The organism is Limnoraphis robusta CS-951 (assembly GCF_000972705.2).
The window spans coordinates 1-10,828 of record NZ_LATL02000171.1 but is presented as its reverse complement, the minus strand read 5'-3'; the positions used below and the strand labels follow the sequence as shown (position 1 = coordinate 10,828).

Sequence of the window (10,828 nt, the reverse complement as noted above, 5' to 3'; positions counted from 1 at the left end):
AGAATCCGTGAAAAGGTAAAATCTTTAGCGATTGAAATTAAGAGTCAGAAGTTTGGTGGTTTTCCAGAAGAGTTTGTCACGGTGAGTTTGGGTGTGTCTAATACGATTCCCAATGCAGAAGAAAATTATAGAGCCATTGTACAGGCAACTGAACGAGCATTGTATCAATCCAAGAGAAAGGGGCGCAATCGAGTCACTGTTAGTCAGTTTCAAGCGAGTACAGTCAGTTAGACTGTTTAATATTAACGAAAAAACCGGGTGGGTGCTAATGTTTTTCTCTAAGTATCAAGTCGGTGGAAGTCTTAAAAGTGACGATCCCAGCTATGTTATCCGTGCCGCAGACAGACAACTTTATACCGCTCTCAAGTGCGGAAAATTTTGTTCTGTTTTTGAAGCTCGTCAGATGGGAAAGTCATCTTTATTAGTGAGAATGAAGCGAAATCTAGAAGCAGAAGGGTTTTGTTGTATCTCTCTAGATATGAGCAGTATTTCTGGTGAACAAAAACAGGATGAAAGCTGGTATAAATGCTTGTTATTTCAAATTTTAATCGAGTTAGACTTAATTCAAACAATTCAGTTTCATACTTGGTGGGAAAAATATATAGCGCTCACTCCGATTCAGCGATTTCATCAGTTTATCAGAGAAATTATTACGATTTATTTGCCTCACAAAAAACTATTGTTTTTAATCGATGAAGTTGATAGTCTTCTGCGTTTACCGTTTTCTTTAGATAATTTTTTTAGCTTGATTCGATTCTACTACGATCAACGAACGATTGCTCCTGAATACAACCGTCTTATTTTTGCTGTATTTGGCGTAGCAACACCCTCAGATTTAGTCACAGATATCGTTGAGAGTCCTTTTTCGATTGGTACATCTATCGAACTTCAAGGGTTTAAAAGCACAGAAATTCAACCGCTCATCAAAGGATTAGAAGGAAAAGTGTCTCAGCCTGAAACGGTACTCAAAGAAATTCTCTTTTGGACAGGCGGACAACCTTTTTTAACCCAAAAAATTTGTCAGATAGTTTGGAAAATAAGTCAACAAAACTCTAATAAAATACTTACTATTCCCCAGGGGAAAGAAAGATTATGGATTGAAAATATTGTGCAGTCTTATCTTATAAGATCCTGGGAAATACAAGATGAACCTGAACATTTACGAACGATAAAAAATCGACTGATTTACAATCAAAAGCAAACTCAAACTCTCCTCAAAATTTATCAGAAAATCCTACAGGGTTTAAACATTGAAGTTGATGATAGTCGGGAACAGACTGAACTTTTATTAAGTGGGTTAGTGGCTAAACAGGAAGGATTACTAAAAGTTAAAAATAACATTTATCGCCATGTATTTAACCTAAAATGGGTTGAAGAACAACTGACTCATTCTCAAGACTTAGAACTCCAATCTGTTCTCAATAAATCAAGCTTTTCTTCCAGTTGAACCGTTAAGCGTTCAAGTTTTGCATCTGAACTGAGTTGTTGTCGTCCCGTTTCAGCAATTTTTAGCAGTTGTATTCCATAAAGTTGTTCTTGTTCTTGCCAAATTTGACTCATGTTTGGAAATTGCAGGAAACTATTTTTCCAATGAATTAAAGCTGGAAATGTTGAACGTATTCCCCGAGCATACTTAGGATAAGATTTCACCAAGGGAGAAAGAGAATAAGGAGAGTATTTTACACCCATTGAAGAACACCAATCTTGCCATTTAAAGGCTAGAATTCTCGGACTGGTAATCATCGGAATCCAAGGCACCCTAAAAGTATCAGCAATAATTGCACCGTGCATCGCTTCAGCCAGTAAAACCTCTGTTTGGCTAATACTAGAGAAAACCTGATCAACAGAGGCGCGAGGATCAATATAATGAAAGCCAATTTGTTCACAAATCCGTTGCCAGATTTCCCCCGCAAAAGTGGCATGATGAATGTGCGGCATATAGGAATAACGATAACTTTTTTGTAAGGAAGGTTGATATAAACGTCTTGTTAAAATGGCACCATCTGTAATTGCTAAATCGGTTGATAAGCCTAATTTTTTTGCAGATAATTTACCTCTAACACAGTAAACTTGCCAATTTTTATCTAACGTTTTTAAAGGCTGTTCATAACCCACACCTGTACTAAAAATAATTAACTGTTTGGCTTGGGGTATTCGTTGAGGTAATATTTGATTTAGTAAGGTTCCAATACCGATAAACGTCGTTGTTTCGTCTTCATCAAAGAATCCGGGTAGGAGTTGGGGCCATAACCAGTTATTCAGTTGATCTCCAAAATTACTAGCTCTATCTTTTCGCTGATAATAAAATAGTTTCATCGTTTAAAATTTAATGCTAAGGATGCAATTTTAGACTGTCCTCGATGAATAAACCAAGATAAATAACGAGTTTCGAGAATCATATTTTGAACTCGACGAGGTTTTGAACACCAGTCCTCAAAAGCAGGAATGGCAATTTCTGTGAGAAAGTAACGCCACTTTTTAGTAATTTGTTCAGGATGAATTTTTGGTGCTTGTAATTGACCATTGTTAACTATGTTTTGACGAAAGTTACTATCATATTTTAACTTTTTTAAAGCGGAAATCAACTCATTCATCGAAGTCACTTCTAAATAATTTAAGTTCGGTTTTCCCTCAGTTTGATAGGCTGACTCATACCCTAAAATAGCAGGAACACCCGCTAACCAAGCATTAAAAAGTTTGGTTGCAGGTTTATTGGTATATTGATTTCCTTTTCCAAAACTACGAATAGCAACCACAGCGTCAACTTGACTGTAATCATTCCAACGATTATCAATTTTTTCATAATCTGCCCAGTGATTTTGATTAATAATTGGACACCAATTTAAGCCGAGTTTCTCAAGTTTATTTTGCCATTCAATACTAGAAAGTTCAGGTGTTAGATTTTTGATATGTCCAAAAAAAACAATATTTTTAAATGTTTTCCCTCGTTTAAAATCCCGAGTAATTAATCCCGGTTGTGTCCAATGAGGGATATAATATCTGGAGTTTATTGTTGATACTTCTTGAGGATTTTGTACCACATGAAGTTGAGCGTAGGGATAGAAATCTACATCGGATTTCATACAGATGAGGAGTAAATTTTGCCCCGGCTTAAGCTGTTTGTGAACGTAAAGACACTTCCGATGAACGATCACAATTCCAGACTGAGGTAATTCATCAACTAATTGACAGGGAAAACCATCCGCTTTTAAACGGAGATAAGTTTGCAACGTCCAAGCATAAATTCCTAGACAAAATCCAGGCCAATTTTCATTTATATTTTGAGGAAACTGTTTAGGGAATAAATCACGAGGGATGTAAAAGTAGATGATCGGTTTTAGCATAAATTTATGATGCTTTTCTCACTAAAAAATAATAAAAAGGACTCATTAAGCTACTCCAAAAAAATTCTAATTCACAACGAGCTACTAAATCTGTATTGAGAACTTTGTGATGAGTCCAGTAATGAACGATAAATTTACGAAGATCGTTCAAAAGATAAATAACCGTAAAAAAAGGCTTTTTCCAAGCTGGAAGTTGCAGCATTCGAGTGTAATAGCGACTCAAACCAATTCCCCGTAAAAGTTTGACGAGATAAGATTTTTGTAAACGATTATTAGGAATATAATGATCTACNGTATTGAGAACTTTGTGATGAGTCCAGTAATGAACGATAAATTTACGAAGATCGTTCAAAAGATAAATAACCGTAAAAAAAGGCTTTTTCCAAGCTGGAAGTTGCAGCATTCGAGTGTAATAGCGACTCAAACCAATTCCCCGTAAAAGTTTGACGAGATAAGATTTTTGTAAACGATTATTAGGAATATAATGATCTACTTTCATCTGGGGATTGTGCCAAATTTCCCAACTTTTTTTTCTAAAATAAGACAAAATTTCAATATCTTCGCCTTTATTTTGTAAAGACTGTGCTGATACTCCGGTGAAAAAAGGTTTTTCGGGTACGCAGTCTAACCAAACTTGTTTACGAATCACTAAACCCGCACCGGGCGGAAATAACCAACGTTCTAATAAGTCATAACGAAAGGCTTCTTCTCCCCGATTAATAATCGCTAAAAAGCAAGCAATTCGATGAAAGTTTTGCGGGGGGTTCGCCTCATATAACGCTTGGATTTGACTGCCATAGGCTCCCGCTTTAGGATGCAATTGAGCAAACGAAGAAGCCGAGTCAACCCAATCATTACGAGGTAAGTTATCATCATCTAGAAAGCCAATTAAAGGGCTTTGTGCTTCCTTAATCGCTAGACGTCGAGCAAATGTAATCCCTTGTTGCCGTTCAAAGCAGTATCGAATTTTAGGAGAATTTTGGGAAGATTCTGATTGATACTTGCGAACCACTTTTTCAGTATGATCTGTGCTATTATTATCAATAACTAGAATTTCCCAAACGAGAGGTTGGGTTGTTTCTTGAGCAAGCAGACGATCTAGAACTTGAGGTAAACGATGTTCTCCGTTATAAGTGCAGATTACTACTGTGAAGTCAAGCATAAGATTCTAAAATCACATCAATAATTTTGCTTGGTGTTGATTGTTTCATACCATAAATTATTACTTAATGCAATATCAAGATGTCAAGGTATTATTTTTTGAGCATTATCTTCTGTAAAACTTATAGGGTATAGGTTAAGCAGGTATTAAGAAGTAAAAGAGAAAGCGTCACTTTTACCAAAGATTTACATTTATTTTATATACAGGGGGTTTATTTAAAACGATTGGGGTTCGTTTAACCGTTCATCTAAAATTTATGTCTAGCAAGCCAGACACTTGCGCTAGCGAAATTAATTTACAATAGTTTTCAAGCCAATGTTACCCAGTGATTTATTAAGTTATCGCCAACTAGGAGAAACCCTAATTCCCCTGCATCTCAAAATAGACTCCCAAAATTTAGATGTTGCAAATCAGGTAATTTCCTGTTTTCAAGACTCCGTAAATTCCACACAGGGAGAACTCAACCAACGTCTCAGTGAATTTGAAGGAGATAGCCCAAATTATCGCATAAAACGAGGACTTGCTCATTTACTGAAAAGTGGTTTTTGTACGTTTGAAATTATCAGTCCACTCGAACCTGTTGAGTTGCGAGAACAGGTTTTTACCTTAGCCGCTAAAACCATCCCTAGTCCTGAAAATACAGAAAAAACCCTAGAAAAACTGGCTTTAACTTTATCTCAAACACTCAAACGAGAAGTGGTTTTAGATGAAATTAGAGCGGGTTTATATGCCGATTTACAAGAAAATAAAATTCTAACTCAGTTTGATACTCCGACTCCAGAAGCCTTGTTACATCGCTATAATTTATCTCAAGTTCAGGGAATTTTTTATCGAGCGAGTGACATTCAAATTAACGCTTATCGAAATGATCCCGGCGAATATAAACTCTTATTTCGCTATCTAAAATTATTTCAAGTTATGACTTATATTGAAGGAGATGCAGAACATGGTTTTACGCTCACTTTAGACGGGCCAACCAGTTTATTTAAACCCAGTACCCGTTATGGTTTAGCCTTAGCTAAAATGATTCCTGCTTTACTTCATGTGACTCGATGGAGTCTCAAAGCGACTTTACAACAGCGTGATCCTTATAGTCGAGTCTTGCGTACAGGTTATTTTAGCCTGAATTCTGATTGTGATTTAGTCAGTCATTATCCACCTGGAAAGCCCTATGATAGTCTGTTAGAAGAGTCTTTTGCAACTCGTTGGAAATCACTCAAAACCGACTGGAAACTTGAACGAGAAGTTGATCTAATTCCCCTTCCTGGAAGTGTAATGATTCCTGATTTTCGTTTAGTTCATCCCGATGGACGGGTCTTTTTATTAGAAATTGTCGGGTATTGGCGTCCTGAATATTTACAAAAGAAATTTTATCAAGTTCGTCATTCTGACTGTGATAATTTAGTCTTAGCGATTTCCGAACGTTTAAACCTAGAAAAAGCGGGAGTTAAACTGAATAATATTCCCGCTCGGATTGTTTGGTTTAAAGATAAGTTATCTCCTAAAAGCGTTTTAGAAGTGATTGAAAGTTAAGGAAAAATGGATAAATTGACCACGAAGAAACAAAGACACAAAGAGTTGCTTGTGGTATTTTCTGTGTCTAGGAGTTTGTGTTTTACTTCTTATTTTTTGGCGGAACGGGGTCATACCCGCCGGGGTGAAACGGATGACAACGCAAAATTCGTCGAATGGCTAACCAACCGCCTTGCATCACCCCAAATCGTTCAACAGCCTGCATCGCATAGACTGAACAAGTGGGGTGATATCGACAAGAGGGGGGTAACAAGGGTGAGATAAACATCTTGTATCCCCGAATTAATCCTATTACGATTTTTTTCATGGTTTAGTCATTTCTAATAACAAAATTTTTCGACACAANCTGCATCGCATAGACTGAACAAGTGGGGTGATATCGACAAGAGGGGGGTAACAAGGGTGAGATAAACATCTTGTATCCCCGAATTAATCCTATTACGATTTTTTTCATGGTTTAGTCATTTCTAATAACAAAATTTTTCGACACAACGGACAAATATTTCGACGCCCATTCCTAATGCTGTTTCATCGAAATCAAACCGAGGATGATGATGAGGGTAGGCTAAATCTTTCTCAGGGTTTGCTGAACCTAAAAAGAAATAGCAACCGGGAACTTCTTGCAGGAAAAATGCCATATCTTCCCCGCCCATTGTTTGACAGTCGGGAACAATTCCGAGTGGGGTTTCGATAACGGTTTCTGCTACACTTTTGACTAAATCTGCCATCTGACTATCATTAATTACAGGCGGATAAAAGGAGTAATAATTTAAGTGATAACTCGCCCCTTGACCCTGACAAATTCCAGCGATAATATCTTCGATGCGTTTGCCAAAAAATCCCGCATATTTGGGGTTAAAATATCGCACGGTTCCGGTCATTTTTGCCGAGTCTGCTATCACGTTATTCGCGTGTCCGGCATGAAATGAACCGACTGTTACGACTGCGGCATCTAACGGGTCAACATTGCGACCTACAATGGTTTGTAAAGCGTTGACAATTTGGGAAGCAACAACAATTGAATCCACCGTTTGATGGGGCATGGCACCATGTCCGCCCTTGCCTTGAATGGTGCATTCAAACAGTTCTACGGCTGCCATTAATGCACCACTTCTCACTCCGACTGTTCCTAATGGTAAATTATTCCATAAATGCAACCCAATAATCCCATCAACATCAGGATTTTTTAACACTCCTGCTTCAACCATCGGTTTAGCGCCGCCGGGGCCTTCTTCTGCGGGTTGAAAGATGATTTTAACAATTCCTTTGAAGTCTTGGCGATGATGGGCTAAATAATAAGCTGTTCCTAATGCAATTGCCGTGTGTCCGTCATGTCCGCAAGCGTGCATGATTCCATCATGTTGGGACTTATAAGACACTTGATTTTGTTCTTGAATAGGTAAGGCATCTATATCCGCCCGAATCGCTAAAACAGGCCCCGGTTGACCACTATTTATTGTTGCGACGATTCCGGTTTTGGCAATTTCAGTTTGATGTTCGATTCCCCAACTTTTTAATTTTTCAGAAATAAATTCTGCGGTTAACTGTTCTTTAAACCCAAGTTCAGGACGTTGATGAAGACGGCGCCGCCATTCGACTAATTGGGGTTGCAGATTGCGAATCTCTAATCGCAGTTGAGAGAGGTTAACGCTATTGCGGATGGGAACAGTTGAAACCATAGAGCTTTAGGAGTGAGAGTTATTACAGCTAATCACATGAGCTTTTATTATAACCGTTCTCACGTCTCGATGTTAATGTTGAATTTCTCCCCTCTCAGGACATAAGAGGGGGAACTCCTACCAAATACAATGATTAATTCCCAGAAACTTCAATATTGATGGTTTGTTTTCCAGGATTTTGAGCCGCAATTTCGGCTTCAGCTTCGGCGACTGTATCTTGCCAAAGTTCTCCCACTTCGGCTAAGGTTTTTTGTCCGTTCTGATAGAGTTTAACGCCGCTTTTAATACTCGCTTTTGCAACCGTTTTGGCAACTGGAAGTAAGAGGGGAACTAAGACTAACGCCCCGACTCCAAATGCTGCTGTTGTCAGTGAAGTTTGTTTGAAGGTTCTTAATAGATGAAGATGTGCCATGACTGATTTCCTCGCTTTATTCAAAGGGATTGAAAACTTTTTTGACTAACTGACGGTTTGAGGCATGGGACGACCTGCCATGAAGTTTAAAAACATCGTCAGCATAGAGGACTTAAATCCTGAAAATATACTCGTTTTTTCAGGAACTTTCGGCGTAGAATTGACGGTTTTTTCAGTAACTCTCTGTACAAGTTTCTCAACTTTGACTTCGGGTTTAGCTTCCTCAACAACTGGGGCGACTTTGACTTCAGAAATTGTTGGGACAGACGGGGTTAAAATCTCAGAAAAACTCGGTTGTGTTTCTGCGACTTTTTCAAACAAACGGTTTAACTCTGATTCTAGTATAGCATTATTTTTAAACTGATGAATGATACTCACAGAAGCGGTTGTGAGATTGATATTAATGTCTTTAATACCCGAAATTTGTTCGGCAAATCTTTCTAAGCGTTTGGCGTAGCGCGAATCTTTTTTCACTTGTGGAACTCGCAATCTGATTCGTCCGGGTGTAGAATGAATCACGGTAATTTCTATATTTTTTTCTTCTGTTGGCTGAGAATTAGAGGTGAACTGTGTAATATTTTTGAGTTGGGGTTTAACTCCATTAATCACTTTAGCCGTGACTTGACTGGTTGCATAGGAAACGGGAAGCGACACCCAACCGCTAATCCCTAAATGACGGTTTAATAGCATCGCTGCACTCATCCGAATTAACGTTTCAATGATTTCTGTTGAGGGTTGAGGTGTTGGGGTGAATATCACGGTTTCCGCAGAAGAAATGCTATTATTTTCTAACTCACAAGGAGAAGCGGTTAATTGGGCTAAAAGTTCATACAGGGACAGCTTTTGAGTGTCAAATTTCAAGACTAAATTGTTTGTCTGAGGATGCAAAATAACGCTGTAAATTCCCTCAATTTGTCGCAACTGTTGGGCGACGGTTTCTAAGTGACCCCGGACTTTAATTCGCACACGCCCTGACGTTGCATGAACCACTTCAATTGATGGATGAAAAGGTTGCAGGGTCCTATTGGTCATTTTCCACCTCCTTGGGGAATCTAAAGTAGATGCTAAACCCAACTTCCTCAAAGCTGTTTTACTAAGTTTAAGCAGAGGTTAAGTCTGGTTATAATTCTAGCTTAATGCTTTATTGTTCTGATGACAAGTCTAATCGTTTTTATTTTACAAAAATTTATTTAAAACGTCTATGTGTTGTCTCCTAAGCCTTTTGTAGCAAGGAATTTAGGAAAGTTTTAAAATATCTAAAATTTCCTATTGAGAATAATATGCAATTGTTTAAACAGGGCTTTTTTAAGCAAAATTCAAGGAATAAATCAGTCACAGCTTAAGGAAAACTTTGTTAAACTTTTAAGACCGTTGATTTTATTGAGAATAACCTCCACTAAGTTGTTGTGGGGCTATCGGAATTTGCCCTAAAGCGCTACAACATTGTTCAAAGTCTATGGTTATGTCACAAAATCTATATTTTCCTCTATAGTGCTATTTTAGATATTGTCACATAATCAAAAAATAGGCTAAGATGAATCTATCAAACGTTAGGAGTTTAACCAATATGCACGGAAGAGGAGGATGTCGTCAGGGCGCCGGACGTCGGGGGGCTTGGAGACATGGGGCGACGCAAACCATTCGGGTGCCGATGGCGCTAAAAGACCAGTTACTCGAAATTACGCGACAGTTGGATAATGGAGAGTTGGTGGGGAATTTCCCAGAAAACGACCTACAAGACGTCATCAATCGTTGGCAAGAACAATGTGATGCGGCTTCCCCGGATGCGGTAGAATGGAAAAAAGTGCATCAACTCTTGGCAGAACTTCAGCAGGTGGTGTTAACGTCAACGGTAGGATGCAGACAAGGGAAACGTCACCGAGGTCAAGGTCACTGTCACGGACACCATCACGAAGTCGTTGAAACGCCGATGATTTAATCCCAATTTGTTTATCCCCCCTGCTGCTTTAAAAAGGGGGGTTAGGAAAGGGAAGTGGTTAGTTTTTAGTGGAAAACTCCGCCATTCAGAAAGGTCTATCATCGGTTATTTTTGAGGCGATCGCTCAACAAATTCAAATTCTGTTCGCCGCCCTCCTTTTTGAGGTTCCTATCCGATTATGAATGAATTAGAAAACGAATATCAATTAAAGATACTGGATATGGCAGCTAATCTTTGTCTGGATAAAATCGCCACTCCAACGGATGAAAATCTAAGATTTATCGAATCTAACGTTGATAAAATTGTTTGGGACGTGGGTACCCAAATCTATCAACAGAGCGGTTTTAAAGCCGATTTTGCAAGGGTCAGGGATATCATTATTTCTCGCCTTGAAAAGATCAGGCATCAAATTCAGCTTAAAGGGGAACGAAAAGCGGTAGAACAGGCTAAACGTGAAGCCGAGTTGCGCGAACAAGGCGAACGAGAAGCAGCAGAAGCCCAACGTTTAGCCGAGTTGCGCGAACAAGCCGAACGAGAAGCAGCAGAAGCCAAACGTTTAGCCGAGTTTCTAGAACAAGCCGACTTTATAGAACAATTTGATGGGAATAAAAATAAAGCCGAAATTTTTCTCAAACTGCGATGGGTATTGGTCAAAGAATTAAGACTCGATGAAGAAAAGGTAAATTTAGACAGCGATATTAAACACTATTTGGGTGCAGATTGGGCGGATATGCTACTCCTTTCTGTGGCTATAGAACA

The 10,828-nt window shown here is 38.6% G+C and carries 13 protein-coding genes; 5 read left to right on the top strand and 8 right to left on the bottom strand.

All coding sequences use genetic code 11. The annotated features are described in order from the left end of the window. On the top strand, positions 1-231 hold a 231-nt coding region (locus WN50_RS14825; RefSeq protein WP_049559625.1), incomplete at its 5' end, for a diguanylate cyclase domain-containing protein. Positions 232-268: 37 nt separating this feature from the next. Next, positions 269-1,447, top strand: a complete 1,179-nt coding sequence (locus tag WN50_RS14820; RefSeq protein ID WP_053221413.1) for an AAA-like domain-containing protein — start codon at positions 269-271, stop codon at positions 1,445-1,447. On the opposite strand, the gene WN50_RS14815 is transcribed toward WN50_RS14820, so the two are convergent. The 3 genes from WN50_RS14815 to hpsE all read right to left on the bottom strand — a co-directional run. Further along, positions 1,393-2,316, bottom strand: coding sequence for a polysaccharide pyruvyl transferase family protein (locus WN50_RS14815; RefSeq protein ID WP_046281182.1), 924 nt, complete (start codon positions 2,314-2,316; stop codon positions 1,393-1,395). The two genes, WN50_RS14820 and WN50_RS14815, sit on opposite strands and share 55 nt — an antisense overlap. Then, entirely contained in the window at positions 2,313-3,344 is a 1,032-nt protein-coding gene (locus tag WN50_RS14810) for a hypothetical protein (RefSeq protein ID WP_046281181.1), read from the bottom strand. The genes WN50_RS14815 and WN50_RS14810 overlap by 4 nt, the downstream gene beginning before the upstream one ends. A 293-nt stretch (positions 3,345-3,637) precedes the next feature. Continuing rightward, the coding region (hpsE, locus tag WN50_RS14805; protein WP_053221525.1) for a hormogonium polysaccharide biosynthesis glycosyltransferase HpsE at positions 3,638-4,506 on the bottom strand (869 nt) is incomplete at its 3' end. Positions 4,507-4,821: 315 nt separating this feature from the next. Between hpsE and WN50_RS14800 the strand changes: the two genes are divergently transcribed. Then, positions 4,822-6,039, top strand: coding sequence for a DUF790 family protein (locus tag WN50_RS14800; RefSeq protein WP_046279102.1), 1,218 nt, complete (start codon positions 4,822-4,824; stop codon positions 6,037-6,039). A gap of 82 nt (positions 6,040-6,121) precedes the next feature. On the opposite strand, the gene yidD (WN50_RS14795) is transcribed toward WN50_RS14800, so the two are convergent. From yidD (WN50_RS14795) to WN50_RS14780, 5 genes are all read right to left on the bottom strand, one after another. Further along, on the bottom strand, positions 6,122-6,346 hold the full coding sequence (gene yidD, locus WN50_RS14795; protein WP_046279101.1) for a membrane protein insertion efficiency factor YidD: 225 nt from the start codon (positions 6,344-6,346) through the stop codon (positions 6,122-6,124). A 39-nt stretch (positions 6,347-6,385) separates the two neighbouring features. Beyond that, on the bottom strand, positions 6,386-6,493 hold a 108-nt coding region (gene yidD, locus WN50_RS36925; protein ID WP_281062887.1), incomplete at its 3' end, for a membrane protein insertion efficiency factor YidD. A gap of 13 nt (positions 6,494-6,506) precedes the next feature. Continuing rightward, the gene (locus WN50_RS14790; RefSeq protein WP_046279100.1) at positions 6,507-7,718 is read right to left on the bottom strand and encodes a M20 metallopeptidase family protein; all 1,212 of its coding nucleotides are present in this window, start codon (positions 7,716-7,718) and stop codon (positions 6,507-6,509) included. Between the two features lie 133 nt (positions 7,719-7,851). Further along, positions 7,852-8,130, bottom strand: coding sequence for a DUF5132 domain-containing protein (locus WN50_RS14785; protein ID WP_049557561.1), 279 nt, complete (start codon positions 8,128-8,130; stop codon positions 7,852-7,854). A 45-nt stretch (positions 8,131-8,175) separates the two neighbouring features. Then, positions 8,176-9,162, bottom strand: coding sequence for an HMA2 domain-containing protein (locus tag WN50_RS14780; RefSeq protein WP_046279098.1), 987 nt, complete (start codon positions 9,160-9,162; stop codon positions 8,176-8,178). 535 nt (positions 9,163-9,697) lie between these two features. Between WN50_RS14780 and WN50_RS14775 the strand changes: the two genes are divergently transcribed. Continuing rightward, complete coding sequence (locus WN50_RS14775) at positions 9,698-10,069, top strand: hypothetical protein (protein WP_046279097.1); 372 nt, start codon at positions 9,698-9,700, stop codon at positions 10,067-10,069. A gap of 178 nt (positions 10,070-10,247) precedes the next feature. Then, on the top strand, positions 10,248-10,828 hold a 581-nt coding region (locus WN50_RS14770; protein ID WP_049559623.1), incomplete at its 3' end, for an acyl carrier protein.